Origin of the sequence: Rathayibacter sp. AY1F6 (assembly GCF_002932035.1) — a bacterium.
Taxonomy (GTDB): Bacteria; Actinomycetota; Actinomycetes; order Actinomycetales; family Microbacteriaceae; genus Rathayibacter.
In genome coordinates this window covers 47,009-69,495 of record NZ_PSVD01000012.1, presented here as the reverse complement: position 1 = coordinate 69,495, position 22,487 = coordinate 47,009, and the positions used below count along the sequence as shown (strand labels likewise).

Sequence of the window (22,487 nt, the reverse complement as noted above, 5' to 3'; positions counted from 1 at the left end):
CGTGGCAGCGTCCGTGCACGCGCGGGAGCTGCCGCAGGTCCCCGGCCCCTACGCGGGGACGGCGCGGCTCGCCGAAGGGGTGCGGCCGCCGACGAACTCGTGGGTGTCCGGACCGGTGTTCGGGGAGGATCTCCCGCTCTACACAGGGATCCTCACCGTCACGCCGCGCGCCGACGGCTTCACCGTGGGCCTCCCGATCGTGGAGGCGGCTCCGCGGACCGTCTACGCCCTCGCCCGGGACGATCTCACCGTGACGGTCCCCTCGAGCGCGGTGGCGCTCTCCGCGTTCGACGACCTCGTCGCGCACTGGAGCCTCGCGGGTGCCGGTGAGCTCGTCGCAGCCGAGGGCTGGCCCTACGCCTCCTACCGGACCGAGAGCGCCCAGACGGTGCTGATCGGAGGCGCCACCGCTCCCGAGCGCGCGGCCGGCGGCCTGCTCCTGGTCACCGCGGGCGGACAGCGGTACGGGCTGGTGGCGCCCGCCGCCGCCCTCGATGCGTTCCCCCGGATGACGCTGGACGGCACGCTGCTCCTCTTCGCGGTGCCTCCGGGAGCGAGCAGGGCGCGGATCGACGAGCTTCGGCGTCGTGCAGTGCCCCTCGAGGGCGCGAGCGTCTCCCACGTCGTCACGGCGAGCACCACCACCACGACCTACGCGCTGCGGACCGAGGGCGGCGCCGAGACGTTCTTCGGCCTCGGGGCCGAGGGGGCGATCGGCTACGACACGCTCTACGGCCGGGTGGGGCTCCGTGCGGGAACGTCGTTCTCCCGCGCCGCCCCCACTATCGTCGAGTCGGGGGCGCTCGATCTCGGCTCCCTCACGGCCGAGGAGAAGACGACGCTCCGGACGCAGGTGCCGCTCGACGCCGCGGCCACCCGCTTCGCCGCGCCCGACACCTACGGAGCCGGCAAGGAGCTCTACCGCGCCGCTGCTCTGCACCGTCTCGCCGTCGACCTCGGCCTGGAGGAGGTGGCGGCCGACCTGCACGACCGGATCGCCGCCGAGCTCGACCAGTGGCTCGACCCGCGCGGCTGCGCACCGGGCGCCGTGAAGTGCGTCGTCTACGACCCGGTGCTCGGAGGCGTCGTCGGCTCCGCGCCGTCGTTCGGGTCCGACGCGTTCAACGACCACCATTTCCACTACGGCTACCTGCTCTCCGCCGTCGGGATGCTGGCCGCTGAGGACCCGTCCCTCCTCGAGCGGTACCGGACCGTCGCGGACCTGCTCGCCCTGGATCTCGCCTCTCCCGTCGACACCGCCGAGTTCCCGCGGCTGCGCGTGTTCGACGTGTACCGCGGCCACTCCTGGGCCTCGGGGCTCGCTCCGTCCCGCGACGGCAACGACCAGGAGTCGGTGTCCGAGGCGGTCAACGCCTGGAACGGCCTCGCCCTCTGGGCCGCCGCCTCCGGGAACGCGCCGCTGCTCGAGGAGGCGCGCTGGCTGCTCTCCCTCGAGACGCAGGCGGCCGCAGACCTGTGGCTGAGCCCGGAGACGCCGGTCGGCTTCGAAGCGCCGTTCGTCGCGATCAACTGGGGCGGCAAGCGCGACTACGCCACCTTCTTCGACGCGACACCCTCGGCGCTGCTGGGGATCGAGCTGATCCCGATGCCGCCGTCGACCGCGTTCCTCCCCGACCCCTCGCGGGTCGACGAGCTCGTGGCCGGAGCCTCAGGCGCGCCGCTCGCCGACTACGTGCTGATGCTCCAGGCGACGAGCGACCCGGCCGCGGCTCTCGCGCGGGCGGAGCGCCTGCCGGACTCCTCGATCGACAGCGCCGACTCGCGCAGCTACCTGGTGGCGTGGATCCTCACCCGCTGATCCCGCACAGCCCGCTCAGCCCGCGTGCGCTCCGAGGAACGCGAGCGCCCGCGGCCAGGCGTCGGTCGCCGCCTCGGCCTGGTAGGTCTGCTCGTTCGCGTCGTTGAAGAAGGCGTGGCCCGCTCCCGGGTAGACGACGACCTCGACGTCCTTGCCCTCGGTCGCCTCGCGGAGGCGCGGCACCTGCTCGACGAGGGGAGCGTCCTGATCGCCCAGGAACGCCAGCACCGGCACCTGCAGCGCGCCGAGCTCCTCCGCGGACGCGGTGACGTGCCCGTAGAACGGCACGGCCGCCGCCAGCCGCGGCTCGGCCAGCGCGAGCGCCCACGAGAAGGTGCCGCCGTAGCAGAACCCGGTGACGGAGACGCTGGTCGCGCCCTCCTGGCGCAGGAGCCGCTCGACGAGGGCGCGGAGGATCGCGACGGTGCGCGTCGCGTGCTCCGGAGTGAAGACGGGGGCGAAGAAGGTGCGCAGCTCGACCTGGCGCGGCAGGCGCCGCACCGGGTGGTCGTAGTCGGCGCGCTGCTCCTCGTCGAGCTGCTCGAGCAGGCCGCTGTCGGCCAGGAGCTCGGGGGCGACGACGCTGTAGCCCTCGGCCGCGTAGCGGTCGGCGACCGAGCGGATGTGCCCGTCGACCCCCCAGACCTCGTGGATCAGGATCAGCGCGCGGCCGCCCTCACCGCTGCGGGACACCGGTACGTCGTGCTCGGCCAGGGTCCAGGTCTCATCGCTCGTGGGCATGCTCGCACCCTAGCCCCGGACCCCGGGAGCACGCGTCGTCAGAAGTCGTACTCGCAGTTGCGGAGGTTCGCCACGTCCTCGGTGAGCGTCGGCTCCCCGCCGAGCAGGAACGCGTAGTTCTTCGAGTTGGAGGCCAGGAAGCGCAGCGTCGAGTCGTGCACGCAGTCGCGCTCGGTCAGCAGCACGGACGAGCCCAGGGCCGCCGCCGTCGTCGCTCCCGAGAGGGCGTCGGCGAAGGAGGACCCCGCGGCGAGGAAGACGCTGTCCTGCAGCAGCGACTGGGGGTAGGCGCTGTTCAGCTCGACGCTGGTCTCGTAGCGGTCGCGGCCGGCGATCCTCGAGACCGAGGGGGCGAGGCCGCGACGCTCGAAGTCCGCCACGTACGCGTCCCGGATCGAGGGGTCGCCGCCGAGGAACTCCACGTGCTCCGGCGCCAGATCGCGCACCGCGGTCGCGGTCGCGGAGTCGGCGCTCGAGGTCGCACCGTCGACCAGCAGCACGGGCTGCGCACGCCAGCCGGCGATCGGCGCGGCCGACAGGGCGTCAGGGAAGTTCGTGCCGGTCGCGACGAACATGTTCGAGTAGGGGCCGCTGCCGAAGGCGTCTGCGACGATCCGGCGGGAGGTGTCGTAGCGGTCCGTCCCGCCGATGCGCTCGGTGCCGCCGACGATCGAGCGGATCGCGGAGAGGACCCCGGGGCTCACGCTCAGCTCGCTGCCGACGACCACGACCCGCTCCGGGCGGAGGCGGCGGATCTCGTCGGAGACGACCCGAGGCAGGCGGTCGGGATCGGTGAGCAGGAGCGCGCCTCCGAGGGCGGCGGCGGCCGGGCCGGCGCTCAGCGCATCCGGCCAGTTCGCCCCGCTGGCCACGTAGAGCACCGGGATGCCCGGGGAGAAGTAGCCCGTCGCCTCCACCGAGGTCGCGTAGCGGTCCGATCCGGCGAGGCGGCCGGTGTACTGCTGGTAGTCGCTGCTCAGCGAGAGGTCGATCCCGGCGGCCGATCCGCCCACCGGGACGCGCACGTCGCCCGCGTCGCCCGAGCGGAGGACGTGGTCCCAGTAGCTGTCGTCGATCACGTCGTCGCGGCTCGACGCCCGGACGAGGTAGTCGCCGGGGACGACCTGCTGGAACGAGTACGGGTTGTCGCCGCCCGTGATCAGGTCGAGCTCGCCGGTGCGGAAGTAGCCGTCGGTTCCCGGGTCGCGGTACCAGATGTCGACGCGCTGGTCGCCCGCGACGCCGCTCAGGCGTCCCTCGAGCGACCCCAGCCGTGCGGTGCGCAGCTGCACGCCGGCCGCCGGGGCCTGAAGCGGCTCGGCGCTGCGGGCGACGGCGCTGCCGCCGGACCAGAGGTCGGCGTACAGGTCGGCGTTGTCCTTGATCAGCAGGTAGTAGGTCTGCCCGGCGGTGAGCCCGTCGATGCTGAAGGTGAGGTCGCCGGCGACGGAGTGGTTCCCGAGGAGCCCCGCCTCGCTCGACCAGACCTCGACGTTCAGGAGGGCACCGCGGGGGGTGGTGGTCGCGATCGAGCCGTCGGCCTCCTCGACCACGACACGGCCGCTGATCGACGCCGCAGCGCTCGCACGGGCGGCGCTCGGCGCCTCGTCCGGCACGGCGGGCAGGGGGGACTCGGCGCTGGGCTGCCAGAGCGGCTGCCCCTCGGGGAGCACGATCGAGCGGGGCGCATCGGAGGCGGCGCCGAATGCGGCGACGGGGGCGGCCGACGGCGCGGCCGCCGATGCGGCGGAGGCGAGCGGGCTGGAGGTGATCGCCAGGGCGGCGACGAGGACCGCGGAGGCGGCGGACCTCAGAACGAGCGGGGACACGGCGGAGTGCCTGCTTCCAGGAGGAGGTCGCCCTGCGGCCGACCCGGCGGAGGGGATCGCGCTCATGCTAGCGGCGGCCCGCGCCCCGTCGTCCTCCCCGATCAGGGGTCAGGAGACAGGCGGCGCGACGAGGATGTCGTCCCACTCCAGAGCGCGCTCGAACCGGAAGCCGTGCCGCTCGTAGAGGCGGCGGGCGTCGCTGCGCTTCAGCACGTCGAGCCGGAAGGGCAGACCCGGCCGCGCCTCCTCCGCCATCACCCGGCGCAGGACGGCGCCGCCGACTCCGCGTCCCTGTGCGTGCGGCGCCAGGTAGAAGTGCTCGATCCAGACCGCGTCCGGCTCGACCCGCGCGGCGATGCTCCCGGCGAAGGCGCCGTCGAGCTCGATCACCCGGGTGAGCTCGGGCCGGTAGCCGTCGAGGAAGCGGTGCCGCACGCGGTGCTCGTCGTAGCGGTCGAGCGTCTCGAGCGACGGGCGCATGACGACCGCGCGCAGCTCGGCGATCGCTGCCGCGTCCTCCGCGGTCGCGGGGCGGAGCGACCAGCCGGCGTCGTCGGCCACGGTCAGCGGCCGCGGGGCTTGCGGGTGCGCCGCACCGCCGGCGCCGACGCCTTGGCGCGGGCCGGCTTCTTCTTGCCGCCGCCGGCCCTCTCCGCCTTCTCGCGCGCCTCCCGCGCCTTCGCCTTGGCGGCCTTCGCCCGCGACTCGACCTTCGGCGTCGCGGCGGTGCCGCGCGTGGTGTTCGCGCTGCGGCCGCGGACGACTCCGATGAAGTCCTCGACGTCGTCGCCCTTGTCGTCCGTCACCCAGGCGAGGCGGACGGAGGAGGGAGCGACGCCGGTCACCGGCACCGCGGTGACGTCCTTGCGGCTGTGCACGCGCGCCACCGACTGCGGCACGATCAGCACGCCCACGCCGGCCGCGACCTGCTCGACCGCGTCGTCGAGGCCGGCCATGCGCGGCAGCGGGCGCCGCGAGCCGTCCGCGAGCTCCTCGGCGACCGCGGCCCACTCCGGCACGTCCTCCGGATCCTGGAGGAGGTGCTCGCCGGCCAGCTCGGCGACGTCGAGCTCGTCCGCGGCGGCCAGGGCGTGCTCGCGGCCGACGACGGCGACGGGCTGCTCGTCATAGAGATGGATGGAGCTGAGGGCGGAGGAGGAGACGTCGCCGCGGACGAACGACAGCTGCGCGCGGCCGTCGAGCAGCGCCTGCTCCTGATCGCGCTCGGCGACGACGGTGATGCGCAGCGGGAGATCGGAGCGGCGCTGGCCCCAGACGCGGGTCCACTTGGTGGGGGTGACGCCGGGCACGAGGGCGACGGCGAGCACGGGGCCGTCGGGGACGGCGTCCTCGGCGTCGGAGTCGGCGTCGTCGGAGTCGGCGTCGTCGACATCGCTGTCCCCGGCGTCGCTGTCCCCGGCGTCGCTGTCCTCGGAGTCGAGGTCGTCGGAGTCGCCGTCCTCGGAGTCGCCGTCGGTGTCGTCCGACTCGGTTCCGGCTCCGGCGCCGACCGCGCCCGATCCGGCCGACGCGTCGACAGCCGCCGCGTCCGCCCCGCCCTCCGGACGCCCCTCCGCCTCGGGAGCGGCCTGCGGGTCGACGGTCTCGGGCTGCTCGCTCATCCCCTCAGGGTAGGTGGTCCGCGCCGCGCCGGTAGGGTTGCCGCATGGCCAAGGCGACACAGACGATGAAGGCTGCGACCGCGGCGAAGAAGCTGCAGGTCTACCTGCCCGCGACCCCGGAGGAGTTCCAGGAGTCGGCGATCACGCGCGAGCAGTACGACGAGCTCGCCGCGAACCCGCCCGCCTGGCTCGTGCAGCTGCGCGAGGAGGGGCCGCACCCCCGCTCCGTCATCGCCTCCCGGCTGAACGTCTCCATCTCGGGGCTCGCCCGCGGCGGCGTCACCGAGGCGCTGACCACTCCCGAGATCCAGGCCCTGCTCGACGAGGTCCCCGAGTGGCTGCGCGTCGAGCAGAACCGCTACGCGGAGGTCCGCCGCGAGCAGGCCCGCATCAAGTCCGAGCGCGCCGCCAAGGCCGCCGACTGACCCCACCCCCGCCTGCAGGACCCCGATCCGGCGCGGGCGACGTGGCCTGCGGACCGGAGCGGGATCCCGCCGAGGGGAGCCGCGCGGCTACTGGTTCGAGAACGCGGCGTCGAACGACGCGGTCGGGGTCCTCCAGAGCAGCGAGCGGATGAAGCCGACGGCCTCCTTCGCGCCGTGGAGGCGGTCCATCCCGGCGTCCTCCCACTCGATGGAGATCGGGCCGGAGTAGCCGATCGACTCCAGCGCCCGGAACGCGTCCTCCCACGGGACGTCGCCGTGCCCCGTCGAGACGAAGTCCCAGCCGCGGCGCGGGTCGCCCCACGGCAGGTGCGAGCCGAGCACGCCGGCGCGGCCGTTCTTCGGGCGCAGGCGGGTGTCCTTGCAGTCGACGTGGTAGATCCGGTCCTTGAAGTCGACGATGAAGCCGACCGGGTTGATGTCCTGCCACATCATGTGCGACGGGTCCCAGTTGAAGCCGAAGGCCGGGCGGTGCCCGATCGCCTCGAGGGTGCGCACGCTCGACCAGTAGTCGTAGGCGATCTCGGACGGGTGCACCTCGTGCGCGTAGACCACGCCGTTCGCGTCGAACTCGTCGAGGATCGGGTTCCAGCGGGTCGCGAAGTCCTCGTACCCCTCGTCGATCACGGAGGCCGGCACCGGCGGGAACTGCGCCACGTAGGGCCAGATCTTCGAGCCGGTGAAGCCGACGACCACGTCCACGCCGAGCTTGCGGGCGACCCGCGCCGAGCGCTTCATGTCCTCGGCGGCGCGCTGACGCACCCCCTCCGCGTCGCCGTCGCCCCAGGTGTAGTCGCGCACGAGTGCCTTGTGGCGGAAGTCGATCGGGTCGTCGCAGACGGCCTGGCCGGTGAGGTGGTTCGAGATGGCGAAGACCTCGAGGCCGTAGCGGTCGAGGATCTCCAGGCGCGAGGCTGCGTAGGCGTCGTCCTCGTCCGCGCGCTTGAGGTCGAGATGGTCGCCCGAGGCCGCGATCTCGAGTCCGTCGTAGCCCCACTCGGCGGCGAGTCGGGCGACCTCCTCGAAGGGCAGATCGGCCCACTGGCCGGTGAACAGCGTCACGGGGTGGGTGGCGGGGTAGGTCTTCTCGTCGCTCATGCGGCGATCTCCGTCCGGTCGTCGGCGGCGGGCACGGTCACCCAGGCGCCTGTCTCGGCCGCGTCGAGCACGGCCTCGGTGATGCGCGCCGCGCGGAGGCCGTCGGCGAAGGTCGGCAGACCCTCCACGTCGGCGCCCGCCACGGCGGCGTAGGTGTCGCGGGCGAACGCCGTGAAGGCGTCCTGGTAGCCCATCGGATGACCGCTCGGCACGATCGAGAGCCGGGCCGCATCGGGCGCGAGGATCGAGGCGTCGCGCGGCACCAGCAGGGCGCTGTCGCGCCGGCCGACCCACAGCGTCTCGGGGAGCTCCTGCTCGAAGCGCAGCGACTCCTCCAGCCCGGACACCTCGAGCACCAGCTCGTTGCGGTGGCCCGCGGTGACCTGCGAGACGAGGAGCGTGCCGACGGCGCCGCCCTCGAGCCGGACGATCAGGCCGGCCACGTCCTCGGTGCTCACCGGGCGGCCGCCGCGCTCGGCGTGGACGGTGCTCGTGATCGCGGCGAGCGAGTCGATCCGGTCGCCGGTGACGAACTCCAGCAGGTCGACCAGGTGCGAGCCGATGTCGCCGAAGGCGCGCGAGCGGCCGCCGGCGGCCGGGTCGACGCGCCAGTTGTCGTCGGAGGCGCCCAGCAGCCAGTCCTGGAGGTAGCTCCCGCGGACGGTGACCAGGCGGCCGGTCTCGCCGGAGGCGACGCGGGCACGGGCCTCGCGCACCATCGGGTGGAAGCGGTAGGCGAACGGGACGGTCGCCACCACGCCGGCGGAGGACGCGGCCGCAGCGAGCGACTCCGCCTCCCGCAGAGTCGCGGCGAGCGGCTTCTCGCACACCACGTGCTTGCCCGCCTCGATCGCCGCGAGCGCGAGTGCGGCGTGCGTGGCGTTCGGGGTGCAGACGTGCACGAGGTCGATGCTCTCGTCCTCGATCAGGGCCCGGGCGTCCGGGTAGGCGCGCTCGACGCCGAGCTCGGCCGCCGCCCGCTCGCCCTTCTCCGGGGTGGAGGAGGCGACTCCGGCGAGCACCGCTCCGGCGCTGCGGGCCGCGCGGCTGTGCACGGCCGCCATGAAGCCGCCGCCGAGCACGCCGACGCGCAGGGGCGCGGGCATCAGGAGAGGGTCGCTTCGGTCGGGTCCCAGCTCTCGGGCAGTGCGGGGCGGGGCGTCACGGAGCTGGTGACGAGGACCTTCTCGCCGGTCTCGGCGGCCTCGAGCAGCGAGAGCATCACGTCGGTGACGTGATACGCGAGGTCTCCGGAGGCGGCCTCGGGGCGGTCGGCCCGGATCGCGCGGGCGAGCTCGAGCACGCCGGTGCCGCGGGAGGCGGTCGAGCCGGTCGCCGCGATGACCTCCGGCTCGGCGGACCCGCGGCGGTGCAGGGTGATCTCTCCGTCGTGCTGGTTCGGGTCGGGGAGGACGAGGGTGCCCTCGGAGCCGTTGATCTCGACGAAGCCGGTGCGCGGCAGGCTCGACTCGAAGCTCCACACGCCCTGGGCCGAGGCCCCGGACTCGAAGCGGAGCAGCCCGCCGATGTGCGTCGGGATGGTCACCGGGAACTCGGTGCCCTCCTTCGGGCCGGAGCCCACCACGCGGGTGGCGCGGGCCTGGGACGAGACGGCGGTGACGCTCTCGACGGGGCCGAGGTTCTGCACGAGCGTGGTGATGTAGTACGGGCCCATGTCCAGCAGCGGTCCGCCGCCCTCGGCGAAGAAGAACTCCGGGTTCGGGTGCCACGACTCGGGGCCGGGGCCCTGGAAGAGGGTGAGGGCGGAGAGCGGCGTGCCGATGGCTCCGCTCTCGATCACGCGCTGCGCCGTCTGGAGGCCCGCGCCCAGGAAGGTGTCGGGAGCGGTCGCGACGCGCAGCCCCTTGTCCTTCGCCAGCGCGAGCAGCTCGATCCCGCTGTCGCGGTCGAGCGAGAAGGGCTTCTCGGTCCACACGTGCTTGCCCGCCTCGACCGCGCGGCGCGCGACCTCGACGTGCGCGGCCGGGATCGTGAGGTTCACGACGATCTCGATGCCCTCGTGCGCGAGGAGCTCCTCGACGGTGCCGGAGGCGGGGACGCCGAAGGCCTCGGCCTGGGTCCTCGCCCGCTCGAGGTCGATGTCGGCGACGAAGAGCACCTCGAGGTCGGGGAAGACGGTGAGGTTGGTCAGGTACTGGGTGCTGATGTTGCCGGCGCCGATGACGCCGACGCCCACGCGGCCGGTGCCGCTCATGCGCCGAGCCCCGAGACGTAGCGGTGGGCCGACTCCAGGCCCTCGAAGATGTCGCCGGCGTAGGCGTCGAACTCCAGCACGGGCAGGGCCTGCGGAGCGGCTACGAGGATCGCCGGGACGTCCATCGCGCCCTCGCCCGCGGGCAGCTGCTCCTGGGTGTCGGCCGAGATCGGGCCGTCCTTCACGTGCAGGAAGCGCACCTGGTCGCCGAGGCGTCCGAGCACCTCGACCGGGTCGTCGCCGCCGACGGCCGCCCAGTAGGTGTCGAGCTCGAGGACCATGCGCGGGTCGAGCAGGCCCGCGAGGTGCTCGAAGGCGCTGCGGCCGTCGACGCGGTTCTCGAACTCGAAGGCGTGGTTGTGGTAGCCGAGCACCAGGCCGCGGGCGGCGGCGGAGTCGACCAGCGCGTTCAGATCGTCGGCGATGCGGGCGACGTCGTCCGCGGTGGTCCAGCGGGTCGGGTCGACGAAGGGGTCGATCACGGTCTCGACGCCGAGCGAGGCGGCCGTGTCGAGGATCTCGTCGACGGTGGCGTCGCCCTGCGGGCCGAGGAGGCGGGCGTGGGCGCTGGGAGCGCGCAGTCCGCTGGCCGGGAGCGCCGCGCGGTAGGCGTCGGCCAGGTCGACGAACCCGAAGAGCTCGACCGTGGTGAAGCCGATCGCCGCGAGGCGGTCGAGGGTGGCGGGCAGATCGGCCGCGAGCGGCTCGCGCACCGAGTACAGCTGGACAGAGAGGTCTGGGGGTGTGGCCACCGGTGGGGCTCCTGATCGCATCGGAAGGTGTGCCTCGAACCCTACGCGGACTTTTGCTCACGGACAAGCAAAACTAGCCCTGCGCGCCCGCCAAGTCGGGCACCCGCCGCACAGAAGCACGGGCGCTGTGGTTGACTCTGGCCATGTCCCCGCGCCGCCGCATCACCGTCAGCGCGGTCGGCGAGCTGCTGCTCCTGCTGGCCGACGGGGCGCCCCGGACACGGGCCGACGTGGTCGCCGAGACGGGCCTGCCGCGTGCGGCCGTCTCCGCCCAGCTCGACGTCCTCACCGCCTCCGGCCTGGTCGCCCGGCAGGACGACGCCCCCTCCTCCGGCGGCCGTCCCGCCGCCCGCGTGGCCTTCGACCCCCGGGCGCGCAGCCTCCTCGCCGTCGACCTGGGCGCCGCGCACGCCGTCGTCGCCCTGACCGACCTCGACGGCACGGTCCTCGCCCGCCGCCGCGAGAGCATCGCCATCGCCGACGGCCCCCTCGCCGTCCTCGGCCACGCCCTCGACGTCGCCGCGGCCCTGCTCGGCCGGACTCCGGCGGCCGGCCCGCTCGCGGGAGTCGGCGTCGGCGTCCCCGGACCCGTCGAGCACGCGACGGGCCGCCCGGTGAAGCCGCCGATCATGCCCGGCTGGGACCGCTTCGACATCCCGGAGTTCGTCGGCCGCCGCCTCCCCGTGCCCGTCCTCGTCGACAACGACGTGAACCTGCTGGCGCTCGGCGAGCACGCCGACCACTACGCCGACGTCGACGACCTCCTCTACGTGAAGGTCTCCACCGGCATCGGAGCCGGGATCGTCAGCGGCGGCGCCCTGCAGCGCGGAGCCCTCGGAGCGGCGGGCGACCTGGGCCACGTGCAGGTCCCCGGCGACCGCGGCGAGGCCGACCTCGAGGCGATCGCGAGCGGCTCGGCGATCGCCCGCCGCCTGACCGAGTCCGGGATCGACGCCGCCAGCACCTCCGACGTCGTCACCCTGCTGACCGGCGGGGACCCCACCACCGTCGAGCTCACGCGCGCCGCCGGCCGCGACATCGGCGAGGTGCTCGCCACCTGCGTGAACCTCCTGAACCCGTCCGTCATCGTCGTCGGCGGCAGCATCGCCCAGGCCAGCCACGAGGTCCTCGCCGGGGTCCGCGAGGTCGTCTACCGCCGCTCCCTCCCCCTGGCGACCCGCGCGCTCGACATCGTGCAGGCCGCGGCCCAGGGCGGAGGCGTCCGCGGCGCCGCCCTGATGGTCCGGCGCCACCTCCTCTCCCCCGCGCACGTCGACGCCTTCCTCGACGCCTGAGCCGCCGGCGCGAGCCGTCGCGCCCCGGTGAGACGCCGCGGGTCGGCGTGCCGATTCGACCGGGCGCCGCAGGGGGCAGAGAATGAATCGGTGCCCGACCTGCAGCTCTCCTTCCCCTGGGAGACGCAGCCCGTCTTCACGGACGCCGAGCCTCCGCACCTCCGGAGGGTCGTCGCCGACTCCTCGGACCGCGTCGCCTGGCTCCGCGCCCGCTCGCGCGGCATCACGGCGACCGACGTCGCCCGCCTCTCCTCCCCCGCCGCGATCGGCAAGGCAGCGCTCGACAAGCTCTACGGCACCGGCTTCGGCGGCAACGCCTTCACCGACCACGGCCGCGCCCGCGAGCCCGAGATCGCCGCCTGGGTGCGGAGCGAGCACGCGATCGAGCCCAGCAGCACCCTCTTCCACGCGAGCCAGGAGCGGCGCCACCTCGCCACGCCCGACGGCATCGGCCTCCGCGAGGACGGCCGGCTCGAGCTCTGCGAGATCAAGACCACGACGAAGCCGTGGCGGAGCATCCCGCGCCACTACCTGCGGCAGGTCTTCTGGCAGCAGTACGTCCTCGGCGCCGAGCGCACGCTCGTCGTCTGGGAGCAGCACCGCGACTTCGTGCCGATCGAGGGCGAGCCGAACTCCCGCTGGGTCGACCGCGACGAGGACGAGATCCACATCCTCGTGCGGCTGGCGGGGATGCTGATGGCCGAGCTGCACGAGCGGACGCGCGCCCGGTGACGGTCCTCCTCCTGCACGGCCTGGGCGGCGACCGCTCCCAGCCGCTGGGGCTGCTGCGCTCCGCCCTCCCCGCCGGCAGCGAGGTCATCGCTCCGGACGTCCGCGCCCACGGCGCCTCCGAGCTGCTCGGCGCGCCCGGCGACTTCGCCCTCGAGGCGCTCGCCGACGAGGTGACGGAGGAGATCGTGCGCTCCGGAGCCGCGCACAAGCCGCTCACGGTGCTCGGCATCTCGATGGGCGCCGCGATCGCCCTGCGCCTCGCCGTCCGACGCGTGCTGCCGATCGACCGCGCCGTCTTCGTGCGTCCCGCCTTCACCGCCGAGCCGCTGCCCGAGAACCTCACCGTGTTCCCCGTCATCGCGCAGCTGCTGCACGACCACGGCGCGAAGCGCGGCGAGCGGATGTTCCGCGCCTCGGGCCTGTTCGCGCGCGCCGCCGAGGTGTCCCCCGCGTCGGCGGAGGCGCTGACGCTGCAGTTCCGCTCCCCGCGCGCGGCCGAGCGCGCCGTCCGGCTCGCCCAGATCCCGCGGAACGCCGCCTACCGCGACTCCGGAGAGCTGGGCGAGGTCATCGCGCGCACCCTGGTGATCGCGGCCGAGCGCGACCCCGTGCACCCGGTCGAGGTCGCGGAGGCGTGGGCTAGGGCTCTTCCGGATGCGGACTGCGAGCGGGTGCCGTCGCGGGACGAGGGCTTCGCCGCTCAGCAGGACCGGATCCGCGGGCACGTCCGCGGCTGGCTCGCTCGGCGCTGAGGTCCTCGAGCGCGAGCACCAGGCCGACGAACGCGAGCCAGAGCACTGCGATCGCCGTCGCCACGAACTCGAGCGTGCCGCCGAGCCGCAGCCACACGCGCAGGAGCGACAGGATCCCACCCGTCCCGGCGACGACCGCCACCGAGATCCCGGCGGCGAGCGAGAGCCGCGCGACCGCAGGGCGCCCCCGCACGGTCGCCAGCTGGAGCATCGCGGCGCAGGCGGCCCCGAAGCCGAGCACGGCGGCCGAGGTGTGGATGAGGTCCTGCCAGCGGAAGGCCGGCCCGACCGGCAGCGGGCAGCCCGCCGTGCAGGTCACCTGCGAGGCGAGCGCGAAGCAGGCGGCCGCCAGGAGGATGGCGCCCGCCGGGCGGAGGGCGGGCAGCAGGCGGGCGCGCACGGGCCAGGCGCCCGCGGCGATCAGCGCACCGCCGGCCGCCACGAGCAGAAGGGCGGCCTCGAAGGCGCCCGCCGTCGGCAGGTCCGGCGCGCCCATCTCGCTGACATAGACCCAGCGGCTGGTGCCGATGCTGATCCGGGCGGCCAGGAGGACCACGAGCCCGGCCAGGACAAGGAGGGCACCGCCGACCAGCAGGGTACGTCGGCGTCGCATCCCCTCATCGTGCCAGACCGGGCGCCCGCGGCTCCGCGCGCCAATCTTCTCCCGAGGGTGACACCCCCGTAACAGCGCCGACTCATTGCCTCGATTGACTGGTCGCGGCGTCGGATGCGGGGATCGGGGGCGACGTCCTCGGCACGCTCCACCCGCACGCCTCAGCGACAGGAAAGGCGACGATGCACACCAGCGCGCTCGGGCACGGCCTCGCGATCGGCGAGATCCCGGAGGAGGTCGTCCTCCCCGACACGATGACGGCGGCGGTGATCGACGCGCCGGGCGACGCCTCCGCCCTGCACCTGGCGACCGTGCCGACACCCTCCGCCATCAACGCCGAGTTCACCGTGAAGGTGGTCGCGGCCGGCGTGAACCCGCTCGACGCGAAGACGCGCGCGGGCCAGGGGGTCGCCTCGCAGATCGCCTCCTACCCGGCGGTCCTCGGCCACGACTTCTCGGGCGTCGTCGTCTCGAGCCCCTACCCGGCGCATCCGCTGCGGCCGGGCGACGAGGTCTACGGCTTCGTCATGGTGCCGCGCTACTCGGGCTCCTACGCGGAGTACGTCAGCGTGCCGAGCGTCTCCATCGCGCGGAAGCCGTCGACGCTCTCGCACGTCGAAGCGGCCGGCGTCCCGCTCGCGGCGCTCACCGCCTGGGGCATGGTCGTCGAGCTCGCCAAGGCGCACGAGGGCCAGCGGATCCTCATCCACGCCGGGTCGGGCGGAGTCGGCCACTTCGCGGTGCAGTTCGCCGCCTACTTCGGCGCCTCGGTGATCGCGACCGGCTCGACCCGCAACCTCCAGTGGCTGCACGAGCTCGGCGCCGCGCAGGTGATCGACCACACCGCCGAGCGCTTCGACGAGCTGCTGTCCGGCGTCGACGTGGTCATCGATCTGGTCGGCAACGTCCACGACGACACGGGCTCGCGCTCGCTGAGGGTCCTCCGCCCCGGGGGCCTGATCGTGAACGCGCCCACCGGGAGCTGGCCCGGGTTCTTCGAGGAGGCGGCCGCTGCGGGCGTGCGCGCCTCCACCTACCGCGTCGCTCCCGACGGGGCGACCCTCGGCGTGGTCTCGCGCCTGCTCGAGTCGGGCGACGTCCGCGTCTTCATCGACGGCATCTTCCCCCTGGCCCGCGCCTGCGAGGCGCACGAGCAGCTCGAGACGGGCCACACCCGCGGCAAGATCGTCCTCACCGTCTCCGAGGGCTGACCTCGGCGAGATGCCGCTCCGGTACGCCACGCGGAGCGTGTCGCGTACCCGGGCGGCGTCTCGCGGGGAGGGTCAGGCGAGAGAGCGCTCGAGGACGAAGTCGTCCTCCCAGCGGTCGCCGACGAGGAAGCGCTTGCGGCCGACGACCGCGAAGCCGTGCTTGGAGTAGAACCGCTGAGCACGCGCGTTCTCCTCGTTGACGCCGAGCCAGACGCCCGCGGCACCGTGATCCCGCGCCTCCTCGAGGGTCGCGGCCATCAGCGCGGCCGCCGCTCCGGAGCCGTGCCGGCCGGCCAGGAGGTAGAACTTGCTGAGCTCGACGGTCGGACGCAGCCGGATCGCCGCGACGACGTCGGCGTCGGCGGGCTCCCCGCGCACGAGCATCGCGTAGCCGGTCAGCGCGCCGGAGTCGTCGTCGACCAGGAGCGAGCGGAGCGGATCGGCGAGGTGGTCGCGGAAGCGCTCGACCGAGAGCACGGTGCGCACGAACTCGGCCTTCGCCTCCGCGGTGGTGTGCGGCGGGCAGGCCAGCGGGAAGGTCGCGGCGGCCAGCTCGGCCAGGGCCTCGGCGTCGGCGGCAGACGCCCGGCGGACGGTCACGGGAGGCGCGGCGAAGCGGAGCGGCGGATCACCGGTCCAGTATGCCGGGACGACGAAGGAGGGGGCCCGCCGAAGCGGACCCCCTCCTCACGTCAGTGCGTGCTCGGCTCAGGCCAGGACGTTGACGTCCAGCGGGATGCCGGGGCCGAAGGTCGTCGAGACGGCGGCCTTCTGGATGTAGCGGCCCTTCGAGGAGGACGGCTTGAGGCGGAGGATCTCGTCGAGCGCGGTCTTGAAGTTCTCCTGGAGCTGCTCCTCGGTGAACGCGGCCTTGCCCACGACGAGGTGCACGTTGGCGTGCTTGTCGACGCGGAACTCGATCTTTCCGCCCTTGATCTCGGTCACGGCCTTCGCCACGTCCGGGGTCACGGTGCCGGTCTTCGGGTTGGGCATGAGGCCGCGGGGGCCGAGCACCTTTCCGAGACGGCCGACCTGGCCCATGAGCTCCGGGGTCGAGACGGCGGAGTCGAACGAGGTGTACCCGCCCGCGACCTTCTCGATGAGCTCGGCGCCGCCGACCTCGTCGGCACCGGCGGCCAGCGCGGCCTCGGCGGCCGGACCGGTCGCGAACACGATGACGCGGGCGGTCTTGCCCGTGCCGTGGGGCAGGATGACCGTGCCGCGGACCATCTGGTCGGCCTTGCGGGGGTCGACACCGAGCTTGAGGGCGACCTCGACGGTGCTGTTGAACTTGGCGGAACCGGTCTCGCGGGCGAGCGCGACGGCCTCGTCGGCCGTGTAGAACTTGCCCTCTTCGAGCTTGGCCGCGGCGGCCCGGTAGGCCTTCGACTTCTGTGCCATGTTGTTTCTCCTTGAAACGAGAATGTGGTTCTAGAGCCTGGCGGGCTCTCCCACGGGGGTGATGGAGTTCTGGTGGTGCCGCGATCGCGGCCGTGACTGCTGCTCGCGGGAGGCGGAGAGGTCCTGCGGAGGCGCTTCCGGCCCGGGCGTGCGGCCCGCTGAGGGGCCGCCGTCGGGTTCTCGAGGCTTCCGCGGTGGGTCCGCGCCGGTGGGCGCGTCGCTCCCGCCGTCGAGCAGCGCGTCGCGCTACTCGACCGTGATGCCCATCGAGCGGGCGGTGCCGGCGATGATCTTCGCGGCGGCGTCGATGTCGTTGGCGTTAAGGTCGACCTGCTTCGCCTCGGCGATCTCGCGGACCTGCGCCTGGGTGAGCTTCGCGACCTTCACGGTGTGCGGGGTCGAGGAGCCCTTGGCGACGCCGGCGGCCTTCTTGATGAGCTCCGCCGCGGGCGGGGTCTTCAGCACGAAGGTGAACGAGCGGTCCTCGTAGACGGTGATCTCGACGGGGATGACGTTGCCGCGCTGCGACTCGGTCTGCGCGTTGTACGCCTTGCAGAACTCCATGATGTTGACGCCGTGCTGACCGAGCGCCGGACCGATCGGGGGCGCGGGGTTGGCCGCGCCGGCCTTGATCTGGAGCTTGATCAGGCCGGTGACCTTCTTCTTGGGGGCCATTCTGATTCCTTTTCTCAGGGTTCGAGCGGTCGGGGGCTCCCGGCCGCTCTCCCGCGCATCCGACGGTGCCGGATCGCGGTGGAGGAGGGTCGTCCGGCGCGCACAGAGGCGGGCGCCGACACGAAAACCCGTACGAGCTTACACGAGCGGGGCCACCCCCGACAGGGCGGAGGAGGGGCCGACGCCCGGGGGCGCGTGGGGCGGTGCCGGAGGGGGCGCCGCCCGGAACGGCGAACGCCCCCTCCGACGTGCGGAGGGGGCGTTCACGCGGCGCGGAGGCGATGCGTCAGAGCTTGGTGACCTGGTCGAACGACAGCTCGACCGGGGTCTCGCGCTCGAAGAGCGAGACGAGCACGGTGAGCTTGCCGCTCTCGGGCTTGATCTCGCTGATCGAGCCGGGAAGACCCGCGAACGAGCCCTCCTTGATGGTGATGGTCTCGCCGATCTCGAAGTCGACCTCGGCGGGCAGCACGCGCTGGGCCTGCTTCTGGCCCTTGGCACCGGAGGTCTTCGAGGGGGCGACATCCTTGATCTCGACGAGGCTCTTCAGCATCGTGAAGGCCTCCTCGAAGCGCAGCGGGGTCGGGTTGTGGGCGTTGCCCACGAAGCCGGTGACGCCCGGGGTGTGGCGGACGACCGACCACGAGTCCTCGTTGAGGTCCATGCGCACCAGCACGTAGCCGGGGATGCGCACCCGGGTGACCATCTTGCGCTGGCCGTTCTTGATCTCGACCACGTCCTCCATCGGGACCTGGACCTCGAAGATGTAGTCCTCGGCCTCGAGCGAGACCTTGCGGTTCTCGATGTTCGACTTCACGCGCTTCTCGAAGCCGGCGTAGGAGTGGATGACGTACCACTTGCCCGGCTTGCCGCGCAGCTCGGTGCGGAAGGCCTCGTACGGGTCGATGTCGGCGAGGTCCTCACCGGCGGACTCGGCGTCCTCGGCGGCGACCTCGGCCTCGTCCTCGACGGCCTCGAGGGCCGCTTCGGCCTCCTCGACGGTGTCGATGTGCGCGGCCTCGTCGACCGCGGAGTCGGCCTCGGGGTCGTCGACGGAGCCGATGGCGTCCAGCGCTGCCTCGAGGTCGGAGGCGAGGTCGTCCTCGGACTCGTTCTCGTCGATGATGCTCAGCGCACCCTGCTCGGCGGGCTCGACGGCGTCCTCAGCCTGCGACTGGACGTCGCCCTCCTGCTCCTCCTCGACCTCCGACGACTGCTCGGCAGCCGTCGCCCAGTCGACGTCGTCGCGGTTTCTGTCAGACACTCGTCACAACTCTCTCTCGATCGATCGGTCGCGCCCCTCGGGGCGCGTCCCGCTGTCGCCGGCACCCTCCGCTCGCGCGGCCCGGATGCTCTCGGGTTAGGCGGCGGGTGTGCCGAACACGTACGTCACGGCCAGGGCGAAGACCCAGTCGAGGAAGGACACCAGCGCCATCATGATGACGACGAAGATCAGCACGACCACGACGTAGTTGCCCAGCTCCTTGCGGGTGGGCGTCACGACCTTCTTCAGCTCGGCGATGACCTGCCGGATGAAGAGGGCGATGCGCGCGAACGGGTTGCGCCGCGCGGCTCGCTGCTGATTGGCGATCGCGACGACGTCCTCGCTCGGCTCGTCGACTGCTTTCCCGGCCACCTGCACGCACCTTTCCCGCACCGGAACCTCCGGTGTGGCCGACCGCCCGTCATGGGCGGCCCTGGACCGATGACCGCAGCGTCGCGGGGACCGCGTGCGACGGGCATCGATGTGCAGGGCGGACAGGGCTCGAACCTGCAACCTGCGGTTTTGGAGACCGCTGCTCTACCAATTGAGCCACCGCCCTATGGATGCCGTTGCGAGCATCCGAGGAGGAGACCGACCCGCCGCCCCACCGCCGCGACCCTCGCGGGCGCTGTGGATGAGGGCAGAGATCGACTACCTCGGACGAGTGTACGTGGACCCGCAGGGCGTGTCCAGCCGAGCGGCGGGGGGCCTCGGAGCCCCGTGCGCGCGCAGGATACGCTGGCCGTCGTGTCCTCCACCACGCGCATCTCCGCCCGCATCGCCGCCATCGCCGAGTCCGCCACTCTGAAGGTCGACGCCAAGGCGAAGGCCCTCCAGGCCCAGGGCCGACCGGTCGTGTCCTACGCCGCCGGCGAGCCCGACTTCCTCACTCCCGAGCACATCGTCGAGGCCGCCTCGGCCGCCGTGCTCGACCCGGGGAACTACCGCTACACCCCCGCGGCGGGCCTCCCCGACCTCCGCGCGGCCATCGCGGAGAAGACGGCGCGCGACTCCGGATGGGCCGTCGACCCCTCGCAGGTCGTGGTCACCAACGGCGGCAAGCAGGCCGTCTACCAGGCCTTCCAGACCCTCCTCGACGACGGCGACGAGGTGCTGGTGCCGACCCCGTACTGGACCACCTACCCCGAGGCGATCAAGCTCGCCGGCGGCGTGCAGGTGGACGTGTTCGCGGGCGCCGACCAGGGCTACCTGGTCACGGTCGAGCAGCTGGAGGCCGCGCGCACCGAGCGCACGAAGGTGCTCCTGTTCGTCTCCCCCTCCAACCCCACCGGCGCCGTCTACTCGGCCGAGCAGACCCGCGAGATCGGCGAGTGGGCCGAGGAGCACGGCCTCTGGATCATCGCCGACGAGATCTACCAGAACCTCGTCTACTCCACCGGCGACCAGGACGACGCGAGCCCGCTCGAGCACGCGACCTCGATCGTCGAGGCGGTGCCGGCCCTCCGCGACCGGACGATCCTCGTCAACGGCGTCGCGAAGACCTACGCGATGACCGGCTGGCGCGTCGGATGGATGGTCGGCCCGGCCGACGCGATCAAGGGCGCCTCGAACCTGCAGTCGCACCTCTCGAGCAACGTCTCGAACATCTCGCAGCGCGCCGCGATCGCCGCCCTCACCGGCCCGCAGGAGCCGGCCGAGGAGATGCGCCTGGCCTTCGACCGCCGCCGCCGCACCATCGTCGCCGAGCTGAACGCGATCGACGGGATCGAGTGCCCCACCCCCGGCGGCGCGTTCTACGTCTACCCCGACGTGAACGGGCTGCTGAACCGCGAGTGGAACGGCACCACCCCGACGACCTCCCTCGAGCTCGCCGACCTCATCCTCGAGCAGGCCGAGGTCGCCACCGTCCCCGGGGAGGCCTTCGGACCGAGCGGCTACCTCCGCCTGTCCTACGCCCTCGGCGACGACGCGCTCCTCGAGGGCGTGCGCCGCTTGCAGCGGCTCTTCGGCACCGTCTAGCCCCTCTCCTCCTGCGTCGTCGATAGGCCGCGGCCGGCTCGACGACGAGGTGCGTCGCAGAGAGCGGGATGCGCAGCGCGGACGACGATCCGCCGACACGCGGATCGCCGGTCGCCCCTCGACCGTGCCGCACGGTGACGGCGGGTACTGCGACACGCCTGTCCGACAGGTGAGGGGTGCCTGGCATCTCGGGGCGGGGAGGGCAAGAGGGAGGCGGAAATCGGGGATCACTGTCGCCGGAGGGGTGCGACAGGGCACGCTGTGACGATGAGCGAAGACCACGCCGTCCGAGTCCGCGACCTGCGGAAGGACTACGGGGGCGCTCCGGCGGTCGCGGGAGTCTCCTTCGACATCCACCGGGGCGAGACCTTCGCGCTCCTCGGCCCGAACGGCGCCGGGAAGTCGACGACCATCGAGATCCTCGAGGGCTACCGCGACCGCTCCGGCGGCGAGGTGTCGGTGCTCGGGGTCGACCCGCGCCACGGCGACCTGGCGTGGAAGGCGCGTCTGGGGATCGTCCTGCAGTCCAGCGGCGAGTCCGGCAACGCGACGGTCCGCGAGCAGATCGCGCACTTCGCCAGCCTCTATCCGCGACCGCGCGACGTCGACGAGACCATCGAGGCCGTCGGGCTGACGTCCAAGGCCCGCTCGCGCATCGGGCGCCTCTCGGGCGGCCAGCGCCGCCGCGTCGACGTCGCCCTCGGCATCATCGGCCGCCCCGAGCTGGTGTTCCTCGACGAGCCCACCACGGGCTTCGACCCCGAGGCCCGCCACTCCTTCTGGGACCTGATCGCTCTGCTCAAGAGCGAGGGCACGACCATCCTGCTCACCACCCACTACCTCGACGAGGCCGCCCGCCTCGGCGACCGCGCCGCCGTGATCTCCGGCGGGCGGCTCCTGGCCATCGGCCCGATGAGCGCGATCGGAGGGGACGAGGCGCGCGTCCCGATCGTGCAGTGGCGCGAGGACGGCGTGCTGCACCGGCTGCGCACCACCGAGCCCGCCCGGACCGTCGCCGAGCTGCACTCCCGGATCGGTGAGCCGACGGCCCTCGAGGTCGTCCGCCCCAGCCTCGAGGACATCTACCTCGACCTCATCCGCGAGGACCGCGACGCGGTCGACCTGATCGGAGAGCCCGCGTGACCGCCGTCGCCACCCGCCCCCGCACTCTCTCCACCGGCCCGGGACGCACCGTCCGCCTCGGACTCGCCCGGGCCCGCTACGAGATCCGCTCGTACTTCCGCGCTCCGGACCAGGTGTTCTTCACCTTCCTCTTCCCGGTGCTGCTCCTGACGATCTTCTCGGTCGCGTTCGGCGACACCGCGGTGATGCAGGCGAACCCGCAGGACCCGGGCATCCCGATGGCGGAGTACTACGTGCCGGGCCTGGCCGCGGCCGGGATCCTGCTCTCGGGCGTCCAGAACCTGGGCGTCGACATCGCGGTCGAGCGCGGCGACGGCACGCTCAAGCGCCTCGCGGGAGCACCGCTGCCGGTCTTCAGCTACTTCATCGGCAAGTTCGGCCAGGTGCTCGTGACGAGCCTCGCGCAGACGGCCCTGCTGCTCCTCGTCGCGGCGACGGTGTTCTCGGTCGAGCTGCCCACCGACAGCGGACGCTGGGCGACCTTCGCCTGGGTCTACCTGGCAGGAGTCGCGACGTCGGCCATCCTCGGCATCGCCGTCTCCGCGCTGCCCCGCTCGGGCAAGAGCGCGACCGCCGTGATCGTGCCGCCGCTGCTCGTGCTGCAGTTCATCTCGGGGTCGTACCTGTCGTTCACGACGCTGCCGGACTGGCTGCAGAACACGGCGAGCGTCTTCCCGCTCAAGTGGATCGCGCAGGGCATGCGCGCCGTGTTCCTGCCGAGCGGGTTCGAGGAGGCGGAGGTGAACGGGTCGTGGGACCTCGGCGGCGTCGCGCTGGTGCTCGGTATCTGGCTCGTCGTGGGGCTCGTCGCCTGCCGCTTCGGCTTCCGCTGGATCCGCCGCGACAGCTGAGCCGGAGGAGGCCGCGGCCGGAGGGCGCGCGTCCCCGCGAGCGCGGGGCCT

The 22,487-nt window shown here is 73.1% G+C and carries 23 protein-coding genes and 1 tRNA gene; 9 read left to right on the top strand and 15 right to left on the bottom strand.

Annotated elements, in window-relative coordinates:
- The first annotated feature begins 1 nt into the window (after position 1).
- Complete coding sequence (locus C5C44_RS11220) at positions 2-1,819, top strand: glycosyl hydrolase (protein WP_104335870.1); 1,818 nt, start codon at positions 2-4, stop codon at positions 1,817-1,819.
- Positions 1,820-1,834: 15 nt separating this feature from the next.
- Here the strand turns inward: C5C44_RS11220 and C5C44_RS11215 are convergent, their stop codons facing one another.
- The 4 genes from C5C44_RS11215 to C5C44_RS11200 form a co-directional block, all read right to left on the bottom strand.
- The gene (locus C5C44_RS11215) at positions 1,835-2,560 is read right to left on the bottom strand and encodes a dienelactone hydrolase family protein (RefSeq protein ID WP_104335869.1); all 726 of its coding nucleotides are present in this window, start codon (positions 2,558-2,560) and stop codon (positions 1,835-1,837) included.
- A 38-nt stretch (positions 2,561-2,598) separates the two neighbouring features.
- The gene (locus C5C44_RS11210; protein ID WP_104335868.1) at positions 2,599-4,389 is read right to left on the bottom strand and encodes a cell wall-binding repeat-containing protein; all 1,791 of its coding nucleotides are present in this window, start codon (positions 4,387-4,389) and stop codon (positions 2,599-2,601) included.
- A gap of 108 nt (positions 4,390-4,497) precedes the next feature.
- Positions 4,498-4,950 carry a GNAT family N-acetyltransferase gene (locus C5C44_RS11205; RefSeq protein ID WP_258061255.1) on the bottom strand — a complete coding sequence of 151 codons (453 nt, stop codon included), beginning with the start codon at positions 4,948-4,950 and terminating at the stop codon, positions 4,498-4,500.
- Positions 4,951-4,952: 2 nt separating this feature from the next.
- The gene (locus C5C44_RS11200) at positions 4,953-6,011 is read right to left on the bottom strand and encodes a LysR substrate-binding domain-containing protein (RefSeq protein WP_104335867.1); all 1,059 of its coding nucleotides are present in this window, start codon (positions 6,009-6,011) and stop codon (positions 4,953-4,955) included.
- Positions 6,012-6,055: 44 nt separating this feature from the next.
- Here C5C44_RS11200 and C5C44_RS11195 point away from each other — a divergent pair, with 44 nt between their 5' ends.
- Positions 6,056-6,436, top strand: coding sequence for a DUF5997 family protein (locus C5C44_RS11195; protein WP_104223641.1), 381 nt, complete (start codon positions 6,056-6,058; stop codon positions 6,434-6,436).
- Positions 6,437-6,523: 87 nt separating this feature from the next.
- On the opposite strand, the gene C5C44_RS11190 is transcribed toward C5C44_RS11195, so the two are convergent.
- The 4 genes from C5C44_RS11190 to C5C44_RS11175 are packed head-to-tail and all read right to left on the bottom strand — an operon-like array spanning position 6,524 to position 10,519.
- On the bottom strand, positions 6,524-7,552 hold the full coding sequence (locus tag C5C44_RS11190) for a sugar phosphate isomerase/epimerase (RefSeq protein ID WP_181132816.1): 1,029 nt from the start codon (positions 7,550-7,552) through the stop codon (positions 6,524-6,526).
- Positions 7,549-8,658 carry a Gfo/Idh/MocA family protein gene (locus C5C44_RS11185; protein WP_104223640.1) on the bottom strand — a complete coding sequence of 370 codons (1,110 nt, stop codon included), beginning with the start codon at positions 8,656-8,658 and terminating at the stop codon, positions 7,549-7,551. Before C5C44_RS11185 ends, C5C44_RS11190 begins: the two co-directional genes overlap by 4 nt.
- Positions 8,658-9,767, bottom strand: coding sequence for a Gfo/Idh/MocA family protein (locus C5C44_RS11180; RefSeq protein ID WP_104223639.1), 1,110 nt, complete (start codon positions 9,765-9,767; stop codon positions 8,658-8,660). Before C5C44_RS11180 ends, C5C44_RS11185 begins: the two co-directional genes overlap by 1 nt.
- On the bottom strand, positions 9,764-10,519 hold the full coding sequence (locus C5C44_RS11175) for a sugar phosphate isomerase/epimerase (RefSeq protein ID WP_258063498.1): 756 nt from the start codon (positions 10,517-10,519) through the stop codon (positions 9,764-9,766). Before C5C44_RS11175 ends, C5C44_RS11180 begins: the two co-directional genes overlap by 4 nt.
- A 143-nt stretch (positions 10,520-10,662) precedes the next feature.
- Here C5C44_RS11175 and C5C44_RS11170 point away from each other — a divergent pair, with 143 nt between their 5' ends.
- The 3 genes from C5C44_RS11170 to C5C44_RS11160 all read left to right on the top strand — a co-directional run bounded on the left by C5C44_RS11170 (position 10,663) and on the right by C5C44_RS11160 (position 13,298).
- Positions 10,663-11,814, top strand: a complete 1,152-nt coding sequence (locus C5C44_RS11170; RefSeq protein ID WP_104223637.1) for an ROK family transcriptional regulator — start codon at positions 10,663-10,665, stop codon at positions 11,812-11,814.
- A gap of 99 nt (positions 11,815-11,913) precedes the next feature.
- Positions 11,914-12,546, top strand: coding sequence for a YqaJ viral recombinase family protein (locus C5C44_RS11165; protein WP_104223661.1), 633 nt, complete (start codon positions 11,914-11,916; stop codon positions 12,544-12,546).
- Complete coding sequence (locus tag C5C44_RS11160) at positions 12,543-13,298, top strand: alpha/beta fold hydrolase (RefSeq protein WP_181074521.1); 756 nt, start codon at positions 12,543-12,545, stop codon at positions 13,296-13,298. Before C5C44_RS11165 ends, C5C44_RS11160 begins: the two co-directional genes overlap by 4 nt.
- Here C5C44_RS11160 and C5C44_RS17045 read toward each other — a convergent pair.
- Entirely contained in the window at positions 13,186-13,911 is a 726-nt protein-coding gene (locus tag C5C44_RS17045) for a DUF998 domain-containing protein (RefSeq protein ID WP_104223635.1), read from the bottom strand. The genes C5C44_RS11160 and C5C44_RS17045 overlap by 113 nt on opposite strands.
- 182 nt (positions 13,912-14,093) lie before the next feature.
- Here C5C44_RS17045 and C5C44_RS11150 point away from each other — a divergent pair, with 182 nt between their 5' ends.
- Positions 14,094-15,122: an NADP-dependent oxidoreductase gene (locus C5C44_RS11150; RefSeq protein ID WP_374952914.1), complete on the top strand. Its 1,029-nt coding sequence runs from the start codon at positions 14,094-14,096 to the stop codon at positions 15,120-15,122.
- Between the two features lie 72 nt (positions 15,123-15,194).
- Here the strand turns inward: C5C44_RS11150 and C5C44_RS11145 are convergent, their stop codons facing one another.
- From C5C44_RS11145 to C5C44_RS11120, 6 genes are all read right to left on the bottom strand, one after another.
- Positions 15,195-15,722 carry a GNAT family N-acetyltransferase gene (locus tag C5C44_RS11145; protein WP_104335866.1) on the bottom strand — a complete coding sequence of 176 codons (528 nt, stop codon included), beginning with the start codon at positions 15,720-15,722 and terminating at the stop codon, positions 15,195-15,197.
- Positions 15,723-15,830: 108 nt separating this feature from the next.
- On the bottom strand, positions 15,831-16,523 hold the full coding sequence (rplA, locus tag C5C44_RS11140; protein WP_104223633.1) for a 50S ribosomal protein L1: 693 nt from the start codon (positions 16,521-16,523) through the stop codon (positions 15,831-15,833).
- Between the two features lie 246 nt (positions 16,524-16,769).
- Positions 16,770-17,198 carry a 50S ribosomal protein L11 gene (gene rplK / locus C5C44_RS11135; RefSeq protein ID WP_104223632.1) on the bottom strand — a complete coding sequence of 143 codons (429 nt, stop codon included), beginning with the start codon at positions 17,196-17,198 and terminating at the stop codon, positions 16,770-16,772.
- Between the two features lie 286 nt (positions 17,199-17,484).
- Positions 17,485-18,462 (bottom strand): transcription termination/antitermination protein NusG, encoded by a 978-nt coding sequence (gene nusG, locus C5C44_RS11130; RefSeq protein ID WP_104223631.1) that lies wholly within the window; start codon positions 18,460-18,462, stop codon positions 17,485-17,487.
- 96 nt (positions 18,463-18,558) lie between these two features.
- Entirely contained in the window at positions 18,559-18,834 is a 276-nt protein-coding gene (gene secE / locus C5C44_RS11125) for a preprotein translocase subunit SecE (protein WP_068208793.1), read from the bottom strand.
- A 114-nt stretch (positions 18,835-18,948) separates the two neighbouring features.
- Positions 18,949-19,021, bottom strand: a tRNA-Trp gene (locus tag C5C44_RS11120).
- 179 nt (positions 19,022-19,200) lie between these two features.
- Between C5C44_RS11120 and C5C44_RS11115 the strand changes: the two genes are divergently transcribed.
- The 3 genes from C5C44_RS11115 to C5C44_RS11105 all read left to right on the top strand — a co-directional run bounded on the left by C5C44_RS11115 (position 19,201) and on the right by C5C44_RS11105 (position 22,436).
- Positions 19,201-20,442: a pyridoxal phosphate-dependent aminotransferase gene (locus C5C44_RS11115; RefSeq protein ID WP_374953262.1), complete on the top strand. Its 1,242-nt coding sequence runs from the start codon at positions 19,201-19,203 to the stop codon at positions 20,440-20,442.
- Positions 20,443-20,709: 267 nt separating this feature from the next.
- Positions 20,710-21,585 carry an ABC transporter ATP-binding protein gene (locus C5C44_RS11110; protein WP_104254889.1) on the top strand — a complete coding sequence of 292 codons (876 nt, stop codon included), beginning with the start codon at positions 20,710-20,712 and terminating at the stop codon, positions 21,583-21,585.
- Positions 21,582-22,436, top strand: coding sequence for an ABC transporter permease (locus C5C44_RS11105; RefSeq protein ID WP_104223629.1), 855 nt, complete (start codon positions 21,582-21,584; stop codon positions 22,434-22,436). The genes C5C44_RS11110 and C5C44_RS11105 overlap by 4 nt, the downstream gene beginning before the upstream one ends.
- Positions 22,437-22,487 lie beyond the last annotated feature (51 nt).

What these genes read in the sequence shown, in the direction of transcription:
- C5C44_RS11150 (WP_374952914.1), top strand. Translation starts at nt 14,094, where the DNA reads ATGCACACCAGCGCGCTCGGGCACGGCCTCGCGATCGGCGAGATCCCG.
- C5C44_RS11195 (WP_104223641.1), top strand. Translation starts at nt 6,056, where the DNA reads ATGGCCAAGGCGACACAGACGATGAAGGCTGCGACCGCGGCGAAGAAG.
- C5C44_RS11185 (WP_104223640.1), bottom strand. Translation starts at nt 8,658, where the DNA reads ATGCCCGCGCCCCTGCGCGTCGGCGTGCTCGGCGGCGGCTTCATGGCG.
- C5C44_RS11190 (WP_181132816.1), bottom strand. Translation starts at nt 7,552, where the DNA reads ATGAGCGACGAGAAGACCTACCCCGCCACCCACCCCGTGACGCTGTTC.
- C5C44_RS11200 (WP_104335867.1), bottom strand. Translation starts at nt 6,011, where the DNA reads ATGAGCGAGCAGCCCGAGACCGTCGACCCGCAGGCCGCTCCCGAGGCG.
- C5C44_RS11180 (WP_104223639.1), bottom strand. Translation starts at nt 9,767, where the DNA reads ATGAGCGGCACCGGCCGCGTGGGCGTCGGCGTCATCGGCGCCGGCAAC.
- C5C44_RS17045 (WP_104223635.1), bottom strand. Translation starts at nt 13,911, where the DNA reads ATGCGACGCCGACGTACCCTGCTGGTCGGCGGTGCCCTCCTTGTCCTG.
- rplK (WP_104223632.1), bottom strand. Translation starts at nt 17,198, where the DNA reads ATGGCCCCCAAGAAGAAGGTCACCGGCCTGATCAAGCTCCAGATCAAG.
- C5C44_RS11170 (WP_104223637.1), top strand. Translation starts at nt 10,663, where the DNA reads ATGTCCCCGCGCCGCCGCATCACCGTCAGCGCGGTCGGCGAGCTGCTG.
- C5C44_RS11110 (WP_104254889.1), top strand. Translation starts at nt 20,710, where the DNA reads ATGAGCGAAGACCACGCCGTCCGAGTCCGCGACCTGCGGAAGGACTAC.
- rplA (WP_104223633.1), bottom strand. Translation starts at nt 16,523, where the DNA reads ATGGCACAGAAGTCGAAGGCCTACCGGGCCGCCGCGGCCAAGCTCGAA.
- C5C44_RS11215 (WP_104335869.1), bottom strand. Translation starts at nt 2,560, where the DNA reads ATGCCCACGAGCGATGAGACCTGGACCCTGGCCGAGCACGACGTACCG.